We start from the raw sequence: 24,422 nt of genomic DNA on the forward strand, positions 1-24,422 counted from the left end.
CCGTCCCCTACAAAGCGCAAGTGTAATTTCGGGCGGATAATATCCGCCCCTACAATGGGCTAACGGTACAATCATTTTTTTAGTGCTGTAAGCGATGTACGATTAACGGTGTTGTTTTAAGTGAGCGAGTTTACGAGCGCCAACGTGGCTGCGCCGCCGCTCGCTCAGCGGCAAATTTTGATTTATAAAGGAAAGGACAAATAATGAACAGCAGGATAAACGAATTATACGGCTTCGACAGCAGGATAGAAAAGCTTGCCGCACAGGCAGAAAAGAACTGCGCCGAAGCCTTTGCAAAAATAGACGCAAACGCCGAATACTGCGGCGCAAAGGTACTGAAAGCATTCTCCGACAACAAGGTCAGCGAGCCCTGCTTCTACGGCTCAACGGGCTACGGCTATGGAGATATGGGACGCGAAGTGATAGACAAGGTATTCGCACAGGCTCTCGGAGCTGAGGACGCTCTTGTACGCTTCAACTTCGTATCAGGCACTCATGCCCTGTCCGTGGCTCTTTTCGGAGTTCTCAGAACAGGCGACAAGATAGTTTCCATAACGGGAAAGCCATATGATACTCTCGAAGAAGTCATCGGCATAAGCGGCGAAAAGGGTAACGGCTCCCTTATGGACTACGGCGTGCAGTACGGACAGGTAGACCTCAACAGCGACGGTACTCCGAAGCTCGGCGAGATCACCGAAGCCGTAAAAGGGGCAAAGGTCGCTTATATACAGCGTTCACGGGGCTATTCTCTCCGCAGCGCTTTCACGATAGCAGATATAGAAAAAATGGTAAATGCCGCTAAAAAAGGCAATCCCGACATAATCGTCATGGTGGACAACTGCTACGGCGAATTCGTCGAGGACAGAGAGCCGACGGCTGTCGGGGCAGACGTTATAATAGGCTCTCTCATAAAGAACGCAGGCGGCGGTATCGCCCGAACAGGCGGATATATCGCAGGCAGAGCCGACCTTGTGGAGCTCTGCTCATATCGTCTCACCTGCGTGGGAATGGGAAAGGAAGTCGGCTGCACTCTCGGTATGAACCGCGAGATGCTCATGGGCATATTCTTTGCACCCGATGTTGTGGCAAACGCCATAAAGACCTGCACCTTCGCAAGCGAGCTATTTTCTCTTCTCGGCTTCGAGTGCTCACCGCGTAAGCACGAGCCAAGAGGAGATATAATCACAGCCGTGAAGCTGGGCGATGAGGAGCACCTTTGCGCTTTCTGCCGCGGTATACAGAAAGGAGCTCCCGTTGACTCATTCGTTACTCCCGAGCCGTGGGATATGCCGGGCTATTCAAGTCAGGTCATCATGGCGGCAGGAGCATTCACAAACGGAGCTTCCATAGAGCTCTCCGCAGACGCTCCCCTCCGCGAGCCTTATGCAGTATGGATGCAGGGCGGTATAACCTACACAAGCGGAAAGCTGGGAGTAATGCTGGCAGCTCAGGAAATGCTGTCCGAAGGACTTATATAAATCAAAATCTATGTTTGTAGGGAACGGCGAGGGCGCCCTCCCCTACACATGATGTTCACGTTATTTATAGTGTAAGGCGTACACGGGCGGATAATATCCGCCCCTACAATGGGCTGACGGCTAATAGCTAATGGCTAACGGCTAAAAAATATGAGGAGGAATTATCATGCCATTCATCAATGTCAAAACAAACGTATCTGTTTCCGAGGAGCAGAAAACAAGCATCAAATCCGCTATGGGACGTGCTATCACAGCTATCCCCGGCAAGTCCGAGGGCTGGCTCATGGTCGGCATCGAGTCCGAATACGACCTCTGGTTCAAGGGGGAGAACGCTCCTGCGGCTATGGTGGAGGTATCCATATACGGCAGCGCTTCTTCAAACGCGCTCGTGACCCTCACAAGCCATATCACAGGAATACTGACCGATAATATCGGTATCCCGTCAGACAGAGTTTACGTAAAGTACACAAGCACGAACGACTGGGGCTGGAACGGCTCCAATTTCTGAGGTGATAATTATGAAATTAACAAAGATATGCGGACTTCTCACAGCAGCAGTACTCTGCGCGACCTCCGTTAACGTCATGAAGATAAGCGAAAATGAGCTCATAGCTTCGGCAGACGAGTGGTGCTACGCAGGAGAGACCTGCGAGCCGCTCCACGATACCTCACGTGACGTTCAGACCGAGGGTGTCGGAAATCCCTTGAATTTCGGTGAAAGGAACACTCCCGCCGACGCTTCCACAGCTGAGATACGCGCTATCAACCACAAAATGACTGTTCAGGAAGTAAAGTACGCTCTCTACAAGGAGATAGACGAGCACTGGGACCTTATCTCCACCCGTCTCGGTCAGCCCGACCGTGAAAAGATGTATGCCCTTTTCCTCGGACTCGGTTCAAGAGAGTCCACTCTCGGCGAGGGCAAGATAGGCTCAGACCATGAGACCGCCTATGAGGACGGCTGGGGAGTAAACTCCGCCCACGCATACGGAACTTTACAGACCGCCGTTACTGCTTTTGCTGACTGCGACCCAAAATTCATGCCCGAGGACAATGTCCCCGAAATGTTCCAGTATTCGTTCACGAAATCCAACTTCTACGACTGCATAATCTCAAATCACATGGGTATCAGAAAGATACTCCACTTTGCTGAGATATGTATAGACGAGCAGGGAATGAACGACTATCAGGTAATAAGGAACAGCCTTAAAGGCTTCAACACAGGCTGGTGCACAAAGGCTGAGGACGACGGAGCATACGCCACCTACGCCGATGAGATATGTGCAATGGCGCAGTTCTACTACTATGAGGGACATCTCTACGACAACGTGTTCACATGGACATCCGCAAACGGCGACAAGATCAATAAATACCGCACCGACGACCGCTGGGACTGGTGGGGCGACGGTGTGCCGAGCATGGCTCCCATAGAGGAAAAGCAGGTTGCAACGACTACTACGACCACGACAACGACCACAACTACGACTACTACAACTACTACCACGACTACAACTACCACAACAAGCACTACAACTACTACTTCTTCAACTACTTCGACCTCTGCCACAGAGACTTCAACCACCACATCTGTTACAGATAACATCGGTGATGAGACAGTTTACGGCGACGCCAACTGCGACGGCACTATTGATATGTCGGACGCCGTGCTCATTATGCAGGCGCTTGCAAATCCCAACAAATACGGCGTAAGCGGCACTGACGGCAAGCATATCACCGATAAGGGACTTGTAAATGCCGATGTAGACGCTTCAAGCAAGGGACTGACCTCCAATGACGCTCTGCGTATACAGGAGTATCTTCTCCACATAATAGGAAGCCTTGAGCCGATAATCGACGACTGATAATTTAAAGCAAAAGATAAACGGGAGCATAAATGCTCCCGTTTTTGTATATTAATCAATATCTATACCTGCTGACCAATGCCCTTTTACTTCAAGGGGCTGATCGGCTTTTTTCTCTCCGAGGAACGAGCTTACAGTGACAGAATAGCTGCCGCTGTCCAGCTTGCCCACAGGGATTTTTAACTCTGCCTCCCCGTTGTTTATCATGGCAGGCGCTATCTCTCCGCAGCTCACCTCCGAACCGTTCGTCTGATCGGTGACACTGAACTCATTGAGATCAATGGTCTCAAACTCCCTGTAAGGAAAAGCATTCGGATCACTGAACACGACCTTTACGGTAATAGTCTCGGCCTCATATACCAGAGAAACATTTATCTCTTCATTGGCATTTTCATATACCGAACCCGTTACCGTGCCGAATATATTTGTCTCATCGCGGAAATATCCGCTTTTTGATACTGCATAAGCTCCCGTTCCCGCAATGGCAAGCATAAGCGGAACAGCAACTGCTGCTGCAAATTTTGGTTTCATACGGCGTGAAACTCTCCTTTCGCCTGTAAGATGACAGCAGAAGCCAAAGATAGAATCTCCATACAGTTCCAGCAGTTTTTCAAACTGAATCTCTGTCATTCGGTGCACCTCCAATTTTCTATCTTCTGTTACATATTGTCATCAGCGAAAAAAGGTTCAAAAAAAGCGCACAAAAAGTGCGCTTTTGCTGATATGATTATATATCACGCCTTATTCTGCTCGTCGTAAGCCCTGCGTACAGCTAAGCAGAGCTGATCGGCGCAGGAAGTGGGACGCATACCGCAGGTATTGCCCTTTAGCTTTGCTTCTATCTGCTCAACAGTCCAGCCGTCAAGCACCTTTGAGAGCGCCTTGAGGTTTCCGTTGCAGCCGCCCACGAATGCGATATTCGTGATAACGTCACCGTCGATATCAAAGCTTATCTCCTGTGAACAGACCATTTTCGTCTTGTATTTATATTTCATATGTAAACTTCCTTCCTTGTATCAGGTTTATTCTTATATCTAAATTTTATACCATAAATCACAGCTTGTCAATGATAGTATTCTGAAATCTGAGTGAAAAGCCCCTTATGTGACAAAACTGTTATTTTTATCTTCAAATAATTGTTTACAAAGAGCGAAAAATATGATATCATATACTTACAGATAAAAAACATTAACGGAGGAAACAATGGCTGACAACAAAAGACGAATAAAATTCAAGAGTATCGCCATACTCGAAGCTGTTATCATACTTCTTCTGTTCTTTGCCCTTATTTTTACGGCTTTTTTCAAGGGAAAAGCCGATGCAGTACCTGCAAGCGCAAAGTCCGACAAGCCGCAGGTCCGCAAAAGGGCTGTCATTGAAAAGGAAGAAGCCTTCTATCAGTTCGACGGAAAAAAGATACTCATGCACGACAATACATACGGTGAGATATTCGTTCCCGTTTACGAGGATGTTCCTGCCTGCACTGTGGACCTGAATAATATCACCATGCGTAACGGCTACGCCTATTACAGTGAAAACGGCAATATCATTTCAACAACAGGCGTTGACGTTTCGGAGTTCCAGGGCGATATCGACTGGACTCAGGTAAAGCAGGCGGGCATAGACTTCGCGTTCATACGCATAGGCTACCGCACATACGGCGACGGTATAGTTACATACGACAATGCCTTCCAGCGCAATATCGAAGGGGCACAGGCAGCAGGAATAAAGGTGGGAGCCTACTTCTTCTCACAGGCGACCACTGTTGACGAGGCTGTAGACGAAGCCGACGCTGTTATAGACGCCCTTGCACCTTATGATATCACCTACCCCGTTGTCTACGACTGGGAGCTCGTCTACCACGACAGCGCACGTACTGATGATGTTTCCGTTGAAGCTCTCGCGGACTGCTGTGTGGCTTTCTGCGAAAGGGTAAAGGACTCGGGATACACCCCCATGATATACCAGAACACTGGTACAGCTATGCACAAGCTGGATCTTCCCCGCGTAAAGGACTACGATTTCTGGCTTGCGGAATACGCGGAAAAGCCGTCATTCTACTATGATTTCAGGATATGGCAGTATTCCAACACAGGCAGGATACCGGGTATCGAGGGAGACGTTGACCTCAATATCTGCTTCAGACCATACGGAGAATAACATTACAAAAAGCCCTTAGTCCGCAAACGCGCAGACTAAGGGCTTGGATTTTATTCTTCACCGAACCATTTTATTCCGCATTCGGTATATCTTTTTATGATACCTCTGCGGAGCTTCCACGTATTCTCATGCACCATTCTGTAAACGTAATCGGTACGAGTATCGGTGTGGACCATAATATACTCCTTATAAAAACCAAGGCGGTCATAAAGACCGCCTTTTATCATGCATTAAGATAAGACCTCACAAGCACCTGCAAAAGCTCGTCACGGTCAATGTGACGGATAAGGCTTCTTGCGTTGTTGTATGTCGTGATGTATGTAGGATCTTCCGAAAGTATATATCCTACTATCTGATTAACGGGGTTATATCCCTTCTGTGTCAGAGCATCGTATATGATAGTGAGATTTTTCTTGAGCTCTGCTTCTCTGTCCTCATTTACAGAAAAGGTCATGGTTTTATCAAACATAGTATCAGCCTCCCGCTGTTGTGGAATACTTCTGATGGAACGCTAACGGATTCAAACAAGAAGCTTGTATTAATATTATAACCTAAATGCTGCGGCAATGCAAGTATAATCCTGCATTTTTCCCGATTTGAACGAATTTCATTGTTGATTTTATGAATTTTGCACAGCCTGACTGCCAAGAAAAATGTAATTTCCCGCCGAAGTTCCACAAATCATGCACTTTTCGGCATATTTGGCATCACTTGTCGGCTTTCTCGCAGACTGATATCACGAATTTACCACCGCAGACGATATACTGCCTGAAACGCCAGCCCTGCACATTTGTCCTTATCTCACCACCCTCAAAGCCGAATTCCGCAGTATCCATAGGATAGGATATCCCTGTCCCGAGAGCCTTTACATAGGCTTCTTTAAGAGTCCAGAGCCTGAAAAAAAGCTGATCCTTCATATCATCGGGAGCTTTTTCCACCATATCCCGCTCTTTTTCCGAAAAAGCCCTTTTCATCACATTCGGGCGGTATTCCCTTACCCTTTCGCAGTCGATGCCGCACTCGCAGTCCGAAACTATGCAGGCGGCAATTCCGTCCGCATGGGAGAGATTGTAGTGTATATCGGGGCGGTAAGCAAGAGAGGGCTTACCCATTTTTCCTTTTGTCACTGGAGTTTCCTCGGTATAGTCGATGCCATAGGGACGCAGACACTCCCTGAGGAGCCTGTGTGCATGGTTGTGAAGCTCTTTTTTATCCATATCCTTTATCGAGATCATAAGCATATTCATCACCAAATACAATTGTAGCATAAAACAGCGTAAATAGCAACACAAACGTTCAAATACTGCCTTTTTACTGCATTTACGACTCAAAAAAGCGATCATATCTCCTGTGCTTTAGTAAGAAGAAGTGACAAATGTCACTGAAAAAGTGACATTTGTCGTCTTGTTAAATCAGCTAAGAAATGTTATCATCATAGCATGATATAGTTTTATATAGGTGTGAACTCAATGGCAGCAGTCAGGCTGCCATTGACCCGAACTGTGTTCAGGAGCGCAAATCCCTTTGAAAAATGAGGATTTGCGCGTAAACACATCTTTATGTCATGCATATCCGGGCATGATACAATGATTTTCAATCAGATCTTAAACTCGCTCTGGTATATGTTCAGCTCCTGTTGCGACGAGATACAAAAGACAGAAGCGATGGGCTGATACAGTATTCTGAGTATGTGCCCATTGGATAAAAATAACTTATTTTTCGTCAAAGTGCCTTTATACTGTGAAAATATGATGAAATAGCGGACTCTGTCCGCTGTTTCTGTATAATAGGTATTGACAAACACTGTCGTTTGTTGTAAAATATATTATGTCTAATTATATGGATTATCAGACCTATATTATAATAAAGTAAAGGCGGAAAACAAAAATGGGTTTATTCAAAAACGTTTTTGGTGCGAATGCTTACTCAAACCGTGAGCTTAAGCGTATCGAACCTCTGAAGAATAAAGTTCTCGAGCTTGACGAGGAATACCAGAAGCTCTCCGACGCGGAGCTCAAGGCTAAGACCGCGGAATTCAAGGAAAGACTTGAGGACGGCGAAACTCTTGACGATATCCTTCCCGAGGCTCTTGCCACCGTAAGAGAAGCCGCTTGGCGAGTACTCGAAAAGAAGCCTTATCCCGTACAGATAATCGGTGCTATCGTTCTTCATCAGGGACGTATCGCAGAAATGAAAACAGGTGAAGGTAAAACTCTCGTTGCCTGCGTTGCTTCTTACCTCAATGCGCTTTCGGGTCTCGGCGTTCACGTCGTTACCGTAAACGACTACCTCGCAAAGACACAGGCTGAGGAAATGGGTAAGGTTCTCCGCTGGCTCGGACTTACAGTCGGATGTATCCTCCACGGTCTCAACAACGATCAGCGCCGCGCCGCATACAACTGCGACGTTACCTACGCTACAAACAACGAGCTGGGCTTTGACTATCTCCGTGACAACATGGTAACTCATAAGGAAGAGCGCGTTCAGCGTGCCCCCAACTTTGCCATCGTAGACGAGGTCGACTCCATCCTCATTGATGAAGCCCGTACTCCTCTTATCATTTCGGGGCGCGGCGATAAGTCCACAGACCTGTACTCCATAGTTGACCGCTTTGCAAAAACACTTACTTCGACCACAGTCGTTGAAATGGACGACAAGGTGGATCAGGAGTCCGTAAACGATACAGCAGATTATATCATAGATGAAAAGGCAAAGACCGCTACTATCACACAGCGCGGTGTCAAAAAGGCTGAGGAAGCGTTTAGAGTCGAGAACCTTATGGATTCCGAGAATATGACGCTCCTCCACCACATAAATCAGGCTATCAAGGCTAACGGCGTAATGAAGAACGATATAGACTACGTCGTAAAGGACGGCGAGATCATCATAGTTGACGAATTCACAGGCCGTCTCATGATGGGACGCCGCTTCAACGACGGTCTCCACCAGGCTATCGAGGCTAAGGAAGGCGTTAAGATAAAGAGCGAGTCAAAAACTCTCGCTACCATCACTTTCCAGAACTTCTTCCGTCTTTATACAAAGCTCTCGGGTATGACAGGTACTGCCATGACCGAAGAGGACGAGTTCAAGGAGATCTACAAGCTCGACGTTATTGCGGTTCCGACTAACAAGCCCGTTATCCGTATAGATCACAACGATCAGGTATATACCACAGAAAAGGGCAAATACGTAGCTATCATCAACAAGATCATAGAGTGCCACGAAAAAGGACAGCCTATCCTTGTTGGTACAGTTTCTATCGAAAAGTCCGAGCTCCTCTCCGCTATGCTCAAGAGAAAGGGCATCAAGCATGAGGTGCTTAACGCAAAGCAGCACGCCAAGGAAGCCGAGATCGTTGCTCAGGCAGGTAAGTACGGTGCTGTTACCATCGCTACCAACATGGCAGGACGAGGTACCGATATCATGCTCGGCGGTAACGCTGAGTTCCTTGCAAGAGCAGAGCTGAGAAAGCGCGAGATCCCCGAGGAGATCATCACCGAGGCTATCGGCTTCGCTGATACCGACAACGAGGAAGTTATCGCTGCAAGAAAGCTCTACCGCGAGCTTTATGACAAGTTCAACGCAGAGGTAAAGGAAAAGGCTGTTGCCGTCAAGGAAGCAGGCGGACTTTATATCCTCGGTACAGAGCGTCACGAATCACGCCGTATCGACAATCAGCTCCGCGGACGTTCCGGACGTCAGGGCGACGAGGGCGAAAGCTGCTTCTTCCTCTCGGTCGAGGATAACCTCATGCGTATATTCGCGGGAGACCGCCTTGAAAACCTCATGAAGACCCTCAATGTGGACGAGAATACTCCTATCGAGAGCAAGATGCTCACAAGGATCATCGAGTCCTCACAGAAGAAGGTCGAGGGTCAGAACTTCAGCATAAGAAAGAACGTCCTCAACTACGACGACGTTATGAATACACAGCGTGAGATCATCTACAAGCAGAGATCACAGGTTCTCGACGGAGAGGATCTCCACGAGAGCATACTCAAGATGATGGAGGATCTCATTAATACCACCGTTGATTCATACCTTGTTGACGACGAGGTAAAGGACGACTGGAATATGGTCGGCCTCAGGGAGCATTTCCTCGGATGGCTCATCGGTCCCGAGGACCTCAACTTCACCGACGAGGAGCTTCAGGAAGTATCAAAGGAAGATATCGTAAACGCTCTCAGCAGCAAGGCAGGAGAGATATACGAAGCCAAGGAAGCAGAGTACGGCTCAGAAGTAATGCGTGAGCTGGAAAGAGTTATACTCCTCAAGGTCGTTGATACCAAGTGGATGGCTCATATCGACGATATGGAAGAGCTCAAGAAGGGTATCGGTCTCCGTTCATACGGTCAGAAGAACCCTGTTATCGAGTACCGTTACGAGGGCTTCGAGATGTTCGACGCTATGGTAGACTCCATCCGCGAGGATACTATCCGTATGCTCCTTACAGTAAGACTTCAGGCAAACGAAGCGCCCGAGCGTGAACAGGTAGCTCAGCCCGACGCTCCCAATGCGGGCGCAGGCGACGGAAGCTTCTCAGACGAGCCTGTACGTGTTAAAAAGATCGGCGATAACGATCCTTGCCCATGCGGAAGCGGCAAGAAATACAAAAAATGCTGCAAGGCAAAGGACATGGCAGGCAAATAATAAATGAGCGGCAGCTGCTGCCGTTCAGGGGATCAGAAATTAAACTATGAGGGATTGATTTCCATACCGTTCAATACCCTGTCAGGCACAAGGGATGCACGGAAAAGCTTTCGGGAAAAGGCTTTCCGTCAGGTCTGAACAGGAGAGCGGTACTTTGGAGAAAGAAAGGTTTTTGAGGTGACAATATGAAAAAGCTTATTTTTCCTGCTATTCTTCTTGCACTTCTTTCAGGCTGCGGCGAGGTCAACGGGACAACGGATAATAAGGACATAAATGCGGTTACGGAAGCTGTGGACGGTGCGACCACCAATCTTCAGAAATACGAGACCGAGTCAACTACAGACGTATTATCCACGTCAGAGATCACTACCGCCAAGTCTGCGGGCAATAAGGTATCGGGAACAACTACTGCTGTTCATACAACAAGTAACTTGATCGTGTCTGCAACAAGGGCTTCGGGAAACGACGGAGTTGTACACGGAACAACAAGATCTGTTCCGACCGTACACAGGACCACTACAGCAGCGTCAACGACTTCCGTTGCCGAGTCTCCCACACAGACAACTTCATATGATCCAAAGGATTACAGCAACATAAGTTTTTCACTTGGAACAAAGCCTAATGAGATAAAGGTTATACGCAAAAGCAAGAACGGAGAGGAAACAGCTGTACAGCAGCTGAAGGACGTTGATACCACCGAGATAGAAAAGGAGCTGAAGAACGACGACGAAAAGAAGCTGGATGATTTCATCATCAGTGCGGATTTCGACGACGACAGCTATCCTGACATCTTCATCATAGAAAACCAGAATGAGCTCAACAAATCGGGAAAATACTACCGTTATGATCCCGAGAGCGGCGAGTACACACTGTGGAAGGAAATGAACGCCCTTAAAAATCTCGTGGAGCTCAAGGAGCTTGAGGACGGCAATATTTCAGTATTCGACAGAAAAGATGAGTTTGAATACGAGCTCAAGACCTATACATGGGACAATGATTCAAAGCTCGTTCTGAAAAGCAGTATCCATCAGTATCCCGTTGAAAACGGTACTGATGACCCTGATATCTATCTGGAATATGTCTACTATGACGCCGGCGGCGACGAGATATCAAGGGAATTAAAGGATATTTCGGGCAATATCATAGAGGATATCCCTCCTGTGACAACAGAGCCTCCTACAGAGCCCACAGAACCTGCTACCGTAAACGAGGAAGAATAAAAGCTTCCCGTACTTAAAAGAATTTATGACGGGCTGCACCGCTATGGTCGCAGCCCGTTGTTTCAGCCGCAATACATCAGACCGAAAGGAAGTGCAGCGTTGAGCGGATACAGTGCTTTTGCGCGGTATTACGACGAGCTTACCGCAAATATAGACTATAACGGGCGCGGAAGGTATTTCCACGAGATAATACAGCGCTTCAAGACCACAAAGGATAATATCCTCCTTGACCTTGCCTGCGGAACGGGCAGTATTTCCGAGGTCATGGCAGGACTTGGCTATGACGTCATAGGTGTTGACAATTCCGACGAGATGCTTGGCATAGCTCTCGACAAGAAGTTCGGCAGCGGTGCGAATATCCAGTATCTCTGTCAGGATATGAGAAAGCTGGATATGTTCGGAACTGTGGACATAACCATATGTGCGCTGGACAGTATCAATCACCTTGCAAGTCTCGGCGATGTAAAAAAGGTTTTTGAGGGAGTCGCCTTTTTCTCGGAACAGGACGGACTGTTCATATTCGATGTGAATACTCCCTACAAGCACCGCGAAATACTGGCAAACAATACCTTCACCTACGAGACCGATCATGTTTACTGCGTGTGGGAAAATACTCTCGATCCCGCTACCCTCGAAGTAAAAATGGAGCTTGAATTCTTCGAACTGGAGGAAAACGGGCTTTACTCCCGAAGCTCTGACGGATTCTCGGAAAAGGCATACAGCGAGGAAGATATCGAAAAGCTCCTTGCGGAATGTGGCTTTGAGATACTGGGAAAATACGGCGATGATACCTTTGAACCGCCCAAAGCCGACGCACAGCGGATAGTCTACGCTGCAAGATGCATAAGAAGCGGTCAGAAATACTGAAAGGATAATAGAAATGGGTAATTTATACAGAGCGATATCCGCAGACGGTTCTGCCTTTGCGGAAGTACTTGACGCTAAGGATATTATATCCGAGATCGAACGCATACACAAGACCTCCGCTGTTATTACGGCAGGCCTCGGAAGGCTTACCATAGCCGCCTCTCTCATGGGCTATATGCTCAAGGGCGACGCTGACAGCGTTACTCTCCGCGTGGACGGCGGCGGTCCTTCGGGACAGCTTGTAGCTGTTGCGGACAGCAGAGGAAACGTAAAGAGCTGCGTGAACAATCCCGTTGTAGAGCTGCCGCTGAACGCTCAGGGCAAGCTGGACGTCGGCGGAGCTGTGGGCAGAGACGGTACTCTCTCCGTAGTCAAGGATATGGGACTGAAAGAGCCCTATGTCGGCGTTATCCCGCTTGTTTCGGGTGAAATTGCCGAGGATATCGCAAGCTACTACGCTTCGAGCGAGCAGATACCTACTGTATGCAGTCTCGGAGTCCTCGTAAATCCCGACCTCACCGTAAAAGCGGCAGGCGGCTTCCTTGTGCAGCTTCTCCCCTTTGCCGATGAGAAATGCATAGACATAATCGAAAAAAATGTTGCGAAGATACGCCCTGTTTCGGCTATGCTTGACGAGGGGATCACTCCCGAGGAGATAGCAGATATGCTCCTTGAGGGACTTGAGCCCAATGTGCTTGATACGGCTTCCCCTGTATATAAGTGCGATTGCAGCCGCCGGCGCACCGAGAAAGTTCTTATAAGCATAGGAAAGGACGAGCTGAGGTCTATTGCCGAGGAGGGCAGGGATACGTCCGTAAGCTGTCATTTCTGCGGCAAAGAGTACGTGTTCACTCCCGACGAGATAAGAAAGCTCATAGGAGAATAAGCAATGAAAAAGCTAGCTATATTTGACCTCGACGGAACTATCGCCGATACTATCTGCGACCTCGGAGACGCGGTGAACTACGGGCTTGAAAAGCTTGAATGTCCCACTCATGACTATGAGGCATATAAACAAATGGTAGGAAACGGCGCTAAGAAGCTCTGCTTCAGAGCGCTCCCCGAGGATAAAAAGGACAAGGCTGAGGAGCTTTACCTCATGTTCAAGGAGTATTACAGTCATCATTATCTCGACAAGACAAAGCTGTATGACGGCATGAAGGAAACAATGGAAAAGCTTCAAAACAACGGCGTTATCCTTGCAGTTGCCACAAATAAGCCCGAGGACGCCGCAAGGGAGATAATAGCAAAGCTGCTCCCCGATATAGATTTTCTCTGCGTGCTCGGCGGAAGCGACAAGAGGCCGCTGAAGCCCGATCCTGCTGTGATATCTGAGGTATTTTCCCTTCTCCCCAATGATGAGGAGTTTTGCGTCGAGATGATAGGCGACAGCAATGTGGATGTCATGACCGCGTGCAATGCCGATATCGGATTTATAGGCTGCACATGGGGATTTCGCGGACGTGAGGAGCTTGAAGCCTGTATACGCGAATGCAAAAGAGGTGACAGCAGCTTCATTGCCGAAAAGCCCTCAGACATAGCTGATATAATATCAGAATGAAAAAGCCCTTTCTATAAGAGGGCTGAAATAGACTGAAATTAAACACAAAACAGTTTAATAAGAAAAAAATATTTTCGGAATTCTACGTTTTGCACAAAGGTACACGTGATGTTTTAGTCAAGCTGTGCAAAGATATTGAAGAATTCCCCAAACAACATTCCATACTATTATAATATAAAAGCCGCTGCAAATGCAGCGGCTTTTGTGTTATCCGTTCTTTTTTATGGTTATTGTTGTCTTTGTGAGGGCATTGTCCTTATTGCCGAGCAAGTAGCTTTGCAGCTTAACAAGGTCTGCGATGCCTACTTCTCCGTCAGCGTTGAGGTCAAGCTCCGGCGACTTCTCCCCTGCCATTACTGCCTTTCTCAGCGCTACAGCGTCGAATACGTCAATTGTACCGTCGCTGTTGATATCGCCGAGTATTATCTCCTTTGTTTCCGTAGGCTCTGCGGTAGTAGTCGTTGTTGTAGTAGTGGTAGTGGTCGTTGTGGTAGTAGTTGTGGTTGTGGTAGTAGATGTGGTTGTTGTCGTCGTTGTAGTTGTTTCAGGCTTTTTCTGAGGATAGATATTCAGGAACAAGTCCAGTGACTCCAGCGGCTTGCCGTGGAAGTCGAAAAGCGCCTGATTGTCAAAGGAAGAACCGCCTGTTTCGGTAGCTCCGCTGTCGTAGTCCCTGGCGTAGACCGTTGCCCAGCCCGAGCCCTGCTGCTCCCAGTGCTTTTTCTGCTCCTCCCATGATATATCGGGAACTCCAAGCCACGCAGGCTCCCAGTAGAATACTCCTATACCGTGACCGTTGCAGTTGGCTACAGTCTGAAATACATCAGCAAGAGCCTTAGCCTGTCCGTCAACGGAAATATCATACCTGAGGTCGATGCCGCTGGTTCCGGATGAAACTGTGTTGCCGAAGGTGTCGCCGTCTTCATTGGTATAAGGATAGGCAGTCTCGACTACCATTACATACTTATTGTACTTATTGCCGATATCCGTGAGAGTTTTTTGCAGATTATCCAGCGTGCCGTGCCAGTAGGAGTAGTAGGAACACGCGAATATATCGTAATCAAGATTGCACTCCGCCATCACCTGTGCGTACCAGCCGAAATGACCGTTGCCTGCATTGGCGAAATGGTGCGCTATGAGGATATTCCTGTCGAAGTCGCGGACAGCCTTCTCTCCGCTTGAAAACAGGTCGCAGATCTCATACATATCCTTTTCGCCGCAGAAGAAGCAGTCCGTCTCGTTGCCTACCTGCACCATGCCTATATCGCTGCCGTTTTCGGTGAGGTACTTTACCACCCACGATGTCCAGTTGTATATCTCGCCTTTGAGCTTGTTATGGTCGTGGGGCATCCAGTACTTCGGACGGGTCTGCTTGGCAGGGTCTGCCCAGAAGTCGGAATAGTGTATATCCGCAAGGAGCTTCATGCCGTGCTCTGCTGCGCGTTTACCTATCTTTGCAGCAGTTTCGAGGTCGGAGTGTCCTCCACCGTAGGTATTTCCGTTATCGTCGTGAGGTTCGTTCCATATCCTTACGCGGATATAGTTCACACCGTGGTCGGCAAGAGTCTGAAAAATGTCCTGCTCACTGCCCTTGTCGTCATAGAACTTCACGCCTGCTTCCTCAATGGAAATGATAGACGAGATATCAACTCCGCGGATCGGCTCGCCGCCGTTTATGCGGCTGTCAAAGTTTGTAAATGTTACCGAGGGGATATTTGCAGCCTCTGCTGTTCTTTTTACGCTGTCAGTGCATATCGCTGAGGAAAAAGCAATGAGTGCAGCCGCTGCGAGGGCTATAGATCTTTTTGCTTTCATAATAAACTCCTTTGGCATAAGCCTGTATCAGTCGTTTTTCTTGCGTGTTCTTATCCATGCTTTTTTGAGGGGATTTTTTACCTGCATATCGCTGAAATAGTTGTACAGCACATCCTGATTGCAGCCTGCATCGGGAAGTGACTTATACAGCTTTTCAAGTCCTTTGAGATCGGTGCCAAGCTCTGACGGGAACTCGATATCCTTTGCGGCAAAGACTACCGCGCCGTTTACGGGAGTCTTGTCGAAGCCGCCCTTTTTCAGATGATGCACCACATTGTCAATATGTGTCTTGTTCTGCATCTGAGGATTGTATAGCTTATGGGTCTTGCTGCCTATGGTATGGGTAAGGTTCTTGCCGCTGCCCGAGACCTTTCCCGATATGCCCTTTGTCTCCACCACGAGAACTCCGAAGCGTCCGAAAACAAGGTGATCCACCTCGCAGGCCTTGTTGTAAAGAGGGAGATAGGCGTTGTTGATGATCTTCACATGGTCTGCTTTTCCCAGCTTTTTCAGGAGCTTTCCCACTTTTTTCTCGGCAGTTCTTCCCTTTCGTCTGCCCTTGCTGAAGTGAACGCAGATATACAGAATGAGCAGCAGAGCGGCTGCGGCTGCGATCGCTATGAGTATCCATGTCTTTTTGTCAAGATCAAATAATGAAATATTAGCAAAAACCATAATTTTCTCCTTCAAAAATGAATAAACGGGAGTTCAGCGTCAATAATACCTATGTACCGTTGAAACGCGCGATAAACCGCAGTCAGCGGTAAACGGCGCAAAGCGTCAAAATCCCGAAATCAAGAGGTGTTCTCAGTATGTGGGACAAAATTGCTCTTATTCTTCTGATAATCGGAGGAATAAACTGGGGATTGGTCGGTATATTCGAGTTTGATATGGTAGCATGGCTTTTCGGCGGCGCAGGAAGCGTCCTCAGCCGTGCCGTCTACATTCTTGTAGCTATCTCGGCAGTATGGTGCATATCTCTTCTCTTCCGCAGAGATGAAGAGCTCGCCGTGCAGAATATCGACCGATAGACCTGTCGAATACGCTCCTTCACCGATGCCGTAAGGAGCGCATACATAATCGCCGGATAAACAGAAAAGGGAGGCATTTCGCCTCCCTTGTGTTTTATGATTAGTCGCTGATATAAGGAAGCAGAGCGATATGTCTTGCTCTCTTGATAGCAACTGTGAGCTCACGCTGATGGTAAGCGCAAGTGCCTGTTACACGTCTCGGAAGAATCTTAGCTCTTTCGGTCATGCACTTCTTGAGCTTTGCAAGATCCTTGTAATCGATCTTTTCGATCCTGTCTGCACAGAACATACAAACCTTCTTGCGGGGCTTCTTTGCAGGACGGGCATTTCTTTCCTTTTCCATGACTTTTCCTCCTATCGTAATAAAGTAAAGTTAATCTGCTCAGAACGGAACGTCGCCGTCGCTGAGTATTTCCTCAAAATCGCTGAGGTTGCCGTAAGACATACTGTCATTACCTGCTGCGGGCTGCTGAGGAGCTGCCTGCTGCGGAGGAGCTGAATAGTTGTTATTGTAATTGTTCTGTGGCGCACCATAGCCGCTGCTGCCGCCATTGCCGCCGCTTTCGCCCTTGCCGCCTACGAACTCGACATTATCCACCTGCACGTCTGTGGTGTAGTGTGTTACGTCGGGGTGGTTCTTATCCTGATAATTGTTATTTCTGAGGGTGCCCTCTACGCATATGAGCTTACCCTTGCTGAAATATCTCGAAACGAACTCGGCAGTCTGTCTCCATGCTGTACAGCTGATAAAATCAGCCTGTCTCTCACCTGTATTCTTGTCGGCAAATCTTCTGTCGCAAGCTACGGTAAATCTGCATGAAGCGATACCGCTCTGAGTCTGTCTGAGCTCAGGATCGGCAGTGAGCCTTCCAATTAAAATGACCTTATTCATCTTAGCGCCTCCTAAATAATGAAGTAGAATTATTCAACAACTGTTACGAGTGAACGAAGAACGCCGTCTGTGATGTTGAGACGTCTTGAAAGCTCAGCGGGATAATCGGGCTGTGACTGGAATGTATAGATCACATAGTAGCCCTCTGTCTCGTCCTCGATAGGATATGCAAGCTTGCGCTTACCCCAATCCTCGTTGACTTCAACAGCTTCGGCGTGACGCTCGATTCTCTCCTTGAACTTAGCTACGAGAGCCTTCATGGGCTCTTCGCCGTTCTTGAGGCTGAATACAACCATTACTTCATACTTAGCGGATACCTTTGCCATTTAGCACACCTCCTTCTGGGATCATGCCCGGCAACTTACTGCGGGCAAGGATAATAATAGTAGCGTTTTTACACGATACTCAAATATTATACCATTTAATCCACAGCTTGTCAAGCATTTTTTCTTTAATTAAAATATATAAAGTTGACAAACGTAAGACTTCATAGTATAATAAATATTAACGGGGAGCTTTCAGCTCCTTTTATTTGTGAAAGAAGATGGATATGAATGGAAACCTATAAGGTCCTGAAGGATCTTGCGCTCATTTTTATTTTTGCAAAAGCTGCGGGACTGCTTGCGCGTAAATGCAGGGCTCCCATGGTCGTGGGAGAGATAATAGCAGGTCTTGTTATCGGTCCGTGCCTCGGCTTAAATCTGGTACAGCCCACGGAGTTCATCAGTCAGATGGCTGAGATAGGCGTTATACTCATCATGTTCTCCGCAGGACTGGAGACTAATTTGCAGGAGATGAAAAAATCGGGCTTCGCCGCCTTCCTTATAGCCTGCGTGGGAGCCCTCGTCCCTCTTGTGGGCGGAAGCCTGCTATATATGTGCGTTTACGGCTTCTCCGAATTCGGTACGGACGAGTTCTTCAAGGCTGTGTTCATAGGCTGTATCATGACGGCGACATCAGTCGGCATAACCGTGGAGGTACTCAAGGAAATGGGCAAGCTCAGCAGCCGTGTGGGACAGACTATACTCAGCGCCGCTATCATAGACGACGTTATCGGCATCATCGTGATCACCTTCGTACTCGGCTTCAAGGACCCGAACAGCAATACCATCCTTGTAACCGGAAAGATATTCCTGTTCCTTGTGCTTTCCGTAGTGCTCGGCTTCATTATCTATAAGCTGTTCAAGCTTTACGACGACAGGCACACACATACAAGACGTATCCCCATAATAGCTATCACGCTCTGCTTCCTGATGGCTTATATAGCCGAGAAATACTTCGGCATCGCCGACATCACAGGCGCGTACATAGCTGGAATAATCCTCTGCAACGTCCGCGATGCAGAGTACATAGACCGCCGTGTAAGCATCAACGGCTATATGTTCTTTGCTCCCGTTTTCTTTGTAAGCATAGGACTTAAAACCGATTTCAGCAGCATTGATTCGAGCATGATAGTTTTCTCCATAGGCTTCGTGATAGTTGCTATGCTCAGCAAGGTCATAGGCTGCGGACTTGCCTCAAAGTGCTTCAGGTACAGCTGGATCGACTGCCTCAAAATCGGCGCAGGCATGATGACAAGAGGAGAGGTCGCACTTATCATCACCAACAAGGGTCTCGGGCTCGGTATAATCGACTCATCGTATTTTACGGCAGTTATACTGCTTATTATAGTTTCAAGCATAGTTACACCGATAGTGCTGAAGCTTCTCTTCGGCAAAACAGACGGCAAAGACGAAAGAGCAGCTTTACAAACAGCAGCAAAATCATAATTTGCCGCTGAGCGAGCGGCGGCGCAGCCACGTTGGCGCTCGTAAACTCGCTCACTTAAAACAACACCGTTAATCGTACATCGCTTACAGCACTAAAAAAATGATTGTACCGTTAGCCCATTGTAGGGGCGCACAGTTAAGCAGTGCCCCAAATCTGTGATTTGGCTGGCAATGCTATATGCAGAGCTGTGCGCCCGCGAAAAACGTGAAAAACACAATGAAACCATGTAGGGGCTGGCGCCCCCTACAAGGGACGTCGAGACGCCGTCCCCTACATATATAAATTTTGATTTACAGGAGGTGTTACAGATGATCTATATGCTTGAAGATGAAGCAGGGATAAGGAATTTCGTGCTTTACGGACTGAAAAGCTCCGGCATGGAGGCCGAGGGCTTTGAAACTCCCTCCGCGCTCAGGGAAGCAATGAAAAAAAGACTCCCCGATCTGCTTCTGCTTGACAGGATGCTGCCCGAAGAGGACGGCCTGACAGTACTGAAAAAGCTCCGCAGCGCTCCCGAAACACGGAAGCTTCCAGTGATAATGCTTACCGCAAAGGGTTCCGAGCTAGATAAGGTCGAGGGCCTCGACAGCGGCGCTGACGACTATATCGCCAAGCCCTTCGGCATGATGGAGCTCATATCAAGAGTAAAGGCTCTGCTGAGGAGGACCTCCGATATTCCTTCCGAGAGCGAAAAGCTTGAAATGGGCGGTCTGTGCATATTTCCCTCAAAGCATGAGGTCTTTGCGGACGGCGAAAAGGTCACTCTTACCCTTAAGGAATACGATATGCTGCTTTTCCTCATAAGGAACAGGGGAGAGGTCTACTCCCGCGACAGCCTCCTGAAAGAGATATGGGGCTATGATTTTTCGGGTGAGAGCCGAACCGTTGATGTTCATATACGTACTCTCAGACAGAAGCTCGGCAGCTGCGGTGAGCTGATACAGACTATACGCGGCGTGGGCTATAAGGCAGGTGACGAAGCAGGTGACTAAAAAAATATTCCTTAGTATAATCACGATATGTACCATTACCATGCTTGCGGCTATATTCCTTGTTACGGCAGTGCTTTACAGCAGGTCGGCGGAGATAGCGGCAGCAGAGGTCATGACCGATGCCAAGCTCATTGCTTCGGCTGTGGAGCAGAGCGGCGGCGATTACCTCGAAAGGACGGATTTCGGCAGAAATATCCGCGTAACATGGATAGATCGGGACGGAAAAGTCGTATACGATACCGATGAGGACCCCGATTCCCTCGAAAACCACTCCGACCGTGAGGAGATATCAAAGGCGTTTGAAAGCGGTGAGGGAAGCTCCTCAAGATATTCCAGCACCATAATGCAGAAGACCGTAAATCACGCTGTAAGGCTGAAAGACGGCTCTGTAATAAGAGTTTCGGGCGTACATACTACCCTGACGGCAGAGCTTGTGAAAACCATAAATCCCATGCTTGCTATACTTATAGCAGTAGTGCTTTTCTCGGTGCTTGCGGCTTCCATGGTATCAAGGAACATCGTAAAGCCCATAAACAATATAGACCTTGCACACCCAAAGATAAAAAAGAACTACAAGGAGCTCGCTCCCCTTCTTGACAAGCTCCGCACCCAGAACAACAAGGTCAGCAGGCAGATGGATGAGCTGCAAAGCAGCCGCGAGCAGTTCAGCCTTATGACGGAGAGCATGGAGGAAGGACTGATAATCGCCGACCCGAAGCTCATTGTCCTTACCTGCAATTCAAGTGCTCTCAGGCTTCTCGGCGCAGGCTCGTTCACGCAGGGACAGAGCATATATTCTCTCAACAATTCCGATGTTTTCCGCCGCTGTCTCCTGAATGCGCTTGGCGGCAGACGCTCGGAATGTATACTCAGAACAGGCGGCGGTCAGCGTGAGATAATCGCAAGTCCCGCAAACAGCATAGATATGGTCTGCGGACTGGTAGTATTCATCATGGACGTCACGGAAAAACAGGAGCTTGAGACCATGCGCCGCGAATTTACGTCAAATGTTTCCCACGAGCTGAAAACTCCGCTCACCACTATCTACGGCATAGCGGATATGCTGGCAAACGGTATGGTGCAGAGCGGCGATGTGGCGGAATTCGGCGGCAATATACGCAGTGAAGCCGAAAGGCTCATAAATCTTATAAACGACATAGTTTCGCTTTCAAAGCTGGACGAGGACGCTGCTCCCCATGAAAACGAAAGTGTCGAGCTGTATTCGCTTGCCGGGGAGGTGCTTGACAGGCTCAGTCTCAATGCCGCGGAAAAGGGCGTGACCACATCACTTTCGGGTGAAAAGGTCTCCGTAACAGGCAGCAGGACCATACTCAGCGAGGTGCTGTACAATCTCTGCGACAACGGTATAAAATACAATGTCAGCGGTGGGAGTCTCAGCGTAAAGATATCCCATATCCCTCAGAGAGTTATAATCACTGTCAGCGATACGGGCATGGGCATACCAAGGCAGTATTTAGGCCGTGTGTTCGAGCGCTTTTACCGCGTTGACAAGAGCCGCTCAAGCAGGATAAAGGGCACAGGACTGGGACTTTCCATAGTAAAGCACGGAGTTCTCTATCATAACGGAACTGTCCGCGTTGACAGCGAAGAGGGAAAGGGTACTGTGTTCACGGTGGAGCTTCCCATAGAAAAGAAGCAGCATAATGAAGAACAAGGAGTGTTTTGATGAGCAATGTCATTACTGTCGGTGAGCTTGAAAGGCTTGACAGCTCTGAGTATTTACTGATAGATATACGCGACAGCTCGGCTTTTGAGTACGGTCACATCGACGGAGCGGTGAATATTCCGCAGAATGAGCTTGCCTTTGCGGAGCTCCCGCAGGATAAAAAGCTGATAATATACTGCCGCGGCGGTATAATAAGCGGTCAGACCGCAGACGAGCTGTGTGACAGGGGCTTTGACGCATATGACCTCAGCGGCGGCTATGTGGAGTGGCTCAGGATAAAAATGGATAACCGTCAGGTAACCGCAGACGTTGAGCTCAGCTTACGCAAGAAGTTCAAAAAGTCCATATGGTGCAAATTTACAAAGGCTATAAACGAGTATGAGCTCGTAAAAGAGGGCGACAGGATAGCTGTGTGTATCTCGGGTGGAAAGGACTCAATGCTCATGGCAAAGCTATTTCAGGAGCTGAAAAGGCATGACAAGTTCCCCTTCGAGGTGGAATTCCTTGTTATGGACCCGGGCTACAGTCCCGAAAATCGTCACGTTATCGAGGAGAATGCCCGTTCAATGTCAATACCCGTGCATATATTCGAGTCGGATATATTCGACTCTGTTTACAATATCGAAAAAAATCCCTGCTACATATGCGCCCGTATGAGACGCGGCTACCTTTACAGCCGCGCAAAGGCTCTGGGCTGCAATAAAATAGCCCTCGGACATCATTTTGACGATGTAATAGAAACTATCCTCATGGGTATGCTCTACGGAGGGCAGGTCCAGACCATGATGCCGAAGCTCCACAGTACGAATTTTGAGGGCATGGAGCTTATCCGCCCTCTGTATCTTGTCCGTGAAGCCGATATAAAGCACTGGCGCGACTATAACGGTCTGCATTTCATACAGTGTGCCTGCAAATTCACGGATACCTGCACAACCTGTGCTCCCGACAGCCGCTCGGTGTCAAAGAGAATGGAGATCAAGAACCTCATTGCTGAGCTGAAAAAGATCAATCCCCAGGTGGAAAAAAACATCTTCCGCAGCGTTGAGAATGTTAATCTCAATACGGTCATAGCCTATAAGGATAATGCGGGAGTTCACCGCTTCCTTGATTCATACGATGAAAAAACGGACTTGTGATAAGTCCGTTTTTGCATTATATAATTTTATTAAGACGGGACATTATGCCATGTTACACACGTATATCCGTCATTCATATTTTCTGAAAATAAGAGTAGAGTTGTTTCCGCCGAAGCCGAATGAGTTTGAGACCGCAGCCTTTATATCCTTCTTTATTGCTTTGTTAGGTATATAATTGAGATCAAGCTCGGGATCGGGCTCGCCATAGTGTACCGTAGGCGGAAGTATGCCTGTTTCAATAGCCTTGATACAAGCAATGCCCTCAAGAGCACCGCCTGCTGCAAGAGTATGGCCTATTGCAGCCTTGATTGATGAAACGGGGATATCGTATGCTCTCTTTCCGAATACCTTCTTTATAGCCATTGTCTCGTAAAGGTCATTGAGACTTGTTGATGTACCGTGTGCATTGATATATCCGATATCGTCGGGTGACATTCCTGCGTCGCGGAGCGCTCGCTCCATAGCATCAGCCATGCCCTCTCCGTCTGTCTTGGGAGCTGTCATATTGTAAGCCTCACAGGTCATGCTCGCACCTGCAAGCTCACAGCGTATCCTTGCGCCTCTTGCCTTTGCGTGTTTCTCTGATTCAATAATTATGCATCCGCTTCCCTCGCCCATGATGAAGCCGTCACGGTTCTTGGTGAACGGGCGCGGAGTTTTTGCGGGATCACTGTCAACAGACATTGCAAGCACCTGATTGAAGCCGCTTATAACGACGTTTGAGACTGTATTTGAAAGTCCTCCTGTAATGACCATATCATACATACCTGACTGTATGAGCTGCTTTCCGAGAGCTACAGCATAGCCTGCTGAAGCGCAGGCTGTGGAAACATTGAATGTCGCACCCTGTATACCGTGCTTCATGGCAAGCATTGCAGGGATAGCGCTCGGCATACGCTTTAAAGTCGTATTCGGCTTGATATCGAGCTCTCCATCCTCGTAGGAGTTATCGGAAACACCGAAAATAATCGCTATCCTGTCCGGGCTGAGCTTGCTGAAATCAGCACCGCAGTCCTCGATAGCTTCGCCGGCAGCAGCAAGTCCCATTCTTGTTGCCTTTGTTGTTGCGCTGAGCTGACGCTTTTTCCAGTATTTTGAAGCAACTGCCTCAAATGCGTCATCGACCTCTGCTGCTATCGTTGTATCGTGTTTGTCAAGGGGAATGCGTGTTATCTGTTTTACACCGCTTTTTCCGCTTATAAGACCGTCCCATAATTCATCGGTATTGAGGCCCAGAGCACTTATCGAACCAATACCTGTTACCACTATCTTTTCCATATTTATCCTTTCTTTACTGCGCG

Annotated in this window: 25 protein-coding genes; 14 read left to right on the forward strand and 11 right to left on the reverse strand. The window is 48.2% G+C overall.

What is annotated here, in order from left to right:
- The first annotated feature begins 203 nt into the window (after nt 1-203).
- From Q0R37_RS07110 to Q0R37_RS07120, 3 genes are all read left to right on the forward strand, one after another.
- Nucleotides 204-1,478 (forward strand): methionine gamma-lyase family protein, encoded by a 1,275-nt coding sequence (locus Q0R37_RS07110; RefSeq protein WP_294752834.1) that lies wholly within the window; start codon nt 204-206, stop codon nt 1,476-1,478.
- 166 nt (nt 1,479-1,644) lie between these two features.
- A complete protein-coding gene (locus tag Q0R37_RS07115) occupies nt 1,645-1,986 on the forward strand; it encodes a phenylpyruvate tautomerase MIF-related protein (protein WP_294752836.1) in 342 nt (113 codons plus the stop codon).
- A 10-nt stretch (nt 1,987-1,996) separates the two neighbouring features.
- A complete protein-coding gene (locus tag Q0R37_RS07120) occupies nt 1,997-3,340 on the forward strand; it encodes a dockerin type I repeat-containing protein (RefSeq protein ID WP_294752838.1) in 1,344 nt (447 codons plus the stop codon).
- A 51-nt stretch (nt 3,341-3,391) separates the two neighbouring features.
- Here Q0R37_RS07120 and Q0R37_RS07125 read toward each other — a convergent pair whose 3' ends face one another.
- Together Q0R37_RS07125 and Q0R37_RS07130 are read right to left on the reverse strand one after the other, a co-directional pair.
- Nucleotides 3,392-3,970 carry a hypothetical protein gene (locus Q0R37_RS07125; RefSeq protein WP_294752840.1) on the reverse strand — a complete coding sequence of 193 codons (579 nt, stop codon included), beginning with the start codon at nt 3,968-3,970 and terminating at the stop codon, nt 3,392-3,394.
- A 104-nt stretch (nt 3,971-4,074) separates the two neighbouring features.
- The gene (locus tag Q0R37_RS07130) at nt 4,075-4,335 is read right to left on the reverse strand and encodes a TIGR03905 family TSCPD domain-containing protein (protein ID WP_294752843.1); all 261 of its coding nucleotides are present in this window, start codon (nt 4,333-4,335) and stop codon (nt 4,075-4,077) included.
- Nucleotides 4,336-4,543: 208 nt separating this feature from the next.
- Between Q0R37_RS07130 and Q0R37_RS07135 the strand changes: the two genes are divergently transcribed.
- Entirely contained in the window at nt 4,544-5,500 is a 957-nt protein-coding gene (locus Q0R37_RS07135) for a glycoside hydrolase family 25 protein (RefSeq protein WP_294752844.1), read from the forward strand.
- 50 nt (nt 5,501-5,550) lie between these two features.
- On the opposite strand, the gene Q0R37_RS07140 is transcribed toward Q0R37_RS07135, so the two are convergent.
- The 3 genes from Q0R37_RS07140 to Q0R37_RS07150 all read right to left on the reverse strand — a co-directional run bounded on the left by Q0R37_RS07140 (nt 5,551) and on the right by Q0R37_RS07150 (nt 6,735).
- On the reverse strand, nt 5,551-5,676 hold the full coding sequence (locus tag Q0R37_RS07140) for a hypothetical protein (protein ID WP_294752846.1): 126 nt from the start codon (nt 5,674-5,676) through the stop codon (nt 5,551-5,553).
- Nucleotides 5,677-5,723: 47 nt separating this feature from the next.
- Nucleotides 5,724-5,969, reverse strand: a complete 246-nt coding sequence (locus Q0R37_RS07145; RefSeq protein ID WP_028516792.1) for an IreB family regulatory phosphoprotein — start codon at nt 5,967-5,969, stop codon at nt 5,724-5,726.
- 238 nt (nt 5,970-6,207) lie between these two features.
- Entirely contained in the window at nt 6,208-6,735 is a 528-nt protein-coding gene (locus tag Q0R37_RS07150; RefSeq protein WP_294752849.1) for a 4'-phosphopantetheinyl transferase superfamily protein, read from the reverse strand.
- 652 nt (nt 6,736-7,387) lie between these two features.
- On the opposite strand from Q0R37_RS07150, the gene secA reads away from it, so the two are divergent.
- The 5 genes from secA to Q0R37_RS07175 all read left to right on the forward strand — a co-directional run bounded on the left by secA (nt 7,388) and on the right by Q0R37_RS07175 (nt 13,798).
- The gene (secA, locus tag Q0R37_RS07155; protein WP_294752850.1) at nt 7,388-10,150 is read left to right on the forward strand and encodes a preprotein translocase subunit SecA; all 2,763 of its coding nucleotides are present in this window, start codon (nt 7,388-7,390) and stop codon (nt 10,148-10,150) included.
- A 185-nt stretch (nt 10,151-10,335) separates the two neighbouring features.
- Entirely contained in the window at nt 10,336-11,370 is a 1,035-nt protein-coding gene (locus Q0R37_RS07160; RefSeq protein ID WP_294752851.1) for a hypothetical protein, read from the forward strand.
- A gap of 99 nt (nt 11,371-11,469) precedes the next feature.
- Nucleotides 11,470-12,237: a class I SAM-dependent methyltransferase gene (locus Q0R37_RS07165; RefSeq protein ID WP_294752853.1), complete on the forward strand. Its 768-nt coding sequence runs from the start codon at nt 11,470-11,472 to the stop codon at nt 12,235-12,237.
- Nucleotides 12,238-12,250: 13 nt separating this feature from the next.
- Complete coding sequence (gene hslO, locus Q0R37_RS07170; RefSeq protein ID WP_294752855.1) at nt 12,251-13,123, forward strand: Hsp33 family molecular chaperone HslO; 873 nt, start codon at nt 12,251-12,253, stop codon at nt 13,121-13,123.
- Between the two features lie 3 nt (nt 13,124-13,126).
- Entirely contained in the window at nt 13,127-13,798 is a 672-nt protein-coding gene (locus tag Q0R37_RS07175) for an HAD family hydrolase (protein ID WP_294752857.1), read from the forward strand.
- A gap of 207 nt (nt 13,799-14,005) precedes the next feature.
- Here Q0R37_RS07175 and Q0R37_RS07180 read toward each other — a convergent pair whose 3' ends face one another.
- A complete protein-coding gene (locus Q0R37_RS07180) occupies nt 14,006-15,613 on the reverse strand; it encodes a glycosyl hydrolase 53 family protein (protein ID WP_294752859.1) in 1,608 nt (535 codons plus the stop codon).
- A 27-nt stretch (nt 15,614-15,640) separates the two neighbouring features.
- Nucleotides 15,641-16,288, reverse strand: a complete 648-nt coding sequence (locus Q0R37_RS07185; protein ID WP_294752861.1) for a nuclease-related domain-containing protein — start codon at nt 16,286-16,288, stop codon at nt 15,641-15,643.
- 137 nt (nt 16,289-16,425) lie between these two features.
- Here Q0R37_RS07185 and Q0R37_RS07190 point away from each other — a divergent pair, with 137 nt between their 5' ends.
- Nucleotides 16,426-16,644 (forward strand): DUF378 domain-containing protein, encoded by a 219-nt coding sequence (locus Q0R37_RS07190; protein ID WP_294752863.1) that lies wholly within the window; start codon nt 16,426-16,428, stop codon nt 16,642-16,644.
- A gap of 100 nt (nt 16,645-16,744) precedes the next feature.
- Here Q0R37_RS07190 and rpsR read toward each other — a convergent pair whose 3' ends face one another.
- From rpsR to rpsF, 3 genes are read right to left on the reverse strand one after another with little or no spacing between them, the layout of a single operon-like run.
- A complete protein-coding gene (gene rpsR / locus Q0R37_RS07195) occupies nt 16,745-16,987 on the reverse strand; it encodes a 30S ribosomal protein S18 (protein ID WP_294752865.1) in 243 nt (80 codons plus the stop codon).
- A 39-nt stretch (nt 16,988-17,026) separates the two neighbouring features.
- On the reverse strand, nt 17,027-17,536 hold the full coding sequence (locus Q0R37_RS07200; RefSeq protein ID WP_294752867.1) for a single-stranded DNA-binding protein: 510 nt from the start codon (nt 17,534-17,536) through the stop codon (nt 17,027-17,029).
- A gap of 29 nt (nt 17,537-17,565) precedes the next feature.
- On the reverse strand, nt 17,566-17,862 hold the full coding sequence (rpsF, locus tag Q0R37_RS07205; RefSeq protein WP_024860702.1) for a 30S ribosomal protein S6: 297 nt from the start codon (nt 17,860-17,862) through the stop codon (nt 17,566-17,568).
- Nucleotides 17,863-18,090: 228 nt separating this feature from the next.
- Here rpsF and Q0R37_RS07210 point away from each other — a divergent pair, with 228 nt between their 5' ends.
- The 4 genes from Q0R37_RS07210 to Q0R37_RS07225 all read left to right on the forward strand — a co-directional run bounded on the left by Q0R37_RS07210 (nt 18,091) and on the right by Q0R37_RS07225 (nt 23,121).
- Nucleotides 18,091-19,305, forward strand: a complete 1,215-nt coding sequence (locus Q0R37_RS07210) for a cation:proton antiporter (protein WP_294752869.1) — start codon at nt 18,091-18,093, stop codon at nt 19,303-19,305.
- Nucleotides 19,306-19,614: 309 nt separating this feature from the next.
- Entirely contained in the window at nt 19,615-20,298 is a 684-nt protein-coding gene (locus tag Q0R37_RS07215) for a response regulator transcription factor (RefSeq protein WP_294752871.1), read from the forward strand.
- The gene (locus tag Q0R37_RS07220; protein WP_294752873.1) at nt 20,291-21,985 is read left to right on the forward strand and encodes an ATP-binding protein; all 1,695 of its coding nucleotides are present in this window, start codon (nt 20,291-20,293) and stop codon (nt 21,983-21,985) included. The genes Q0R37_RS07215 and Q0R37_RS07220 overlap by 8 nt, the downstream gene beginning before the upstream one ends.
- Nucleotides 21,985-23,121 carry an ATP-binding protein gene (locus tag Q0R37_RS07225; RefSeq protein WP_294752874.1) on the forward strand — a complete coding sequence of 379 codons (1,137 nt, stop codon included), beginning with the start codon at nt 21,985-21,987 and terminating at the stop codon, nt 23,119-23,121. Before Q0R37_RS07220 ends, Q0R37_RS07225 begins: the two co-directional genes overlap by 1 nt.
- 69 nt (nt 23,122-23,190) lie before the next feature.
- On the opposite strand, the gene Q0R37_RS07230 is transcribed toward Q0R37_RS07225, so the two are convergent.
- The gene (locus Q0R37_RS07230; protein WP_294752876.1) at nt 23,191-24,399 is read right to left on the reverse strand and encodes a beta-ketoacyl-[acyl-carrier-protein] synthase family protein; all 1,209 of its coding nucleotides are present in this window, start codon (nt 24,397-24,399) and stop codon (nt 23,191-23,193) included.
- Nucleotides 24,400-24,422 lie beyond the last annotated feature (23 nt).

It is taken from the genome of uncultured Ruminococcus sp. (genome assembly GCF_946415235.1).
Lineage (GTDB): Bacteria > Bacillota > Clostridia > Oscillospirales > Ruminococcaceae > Ruminococcus.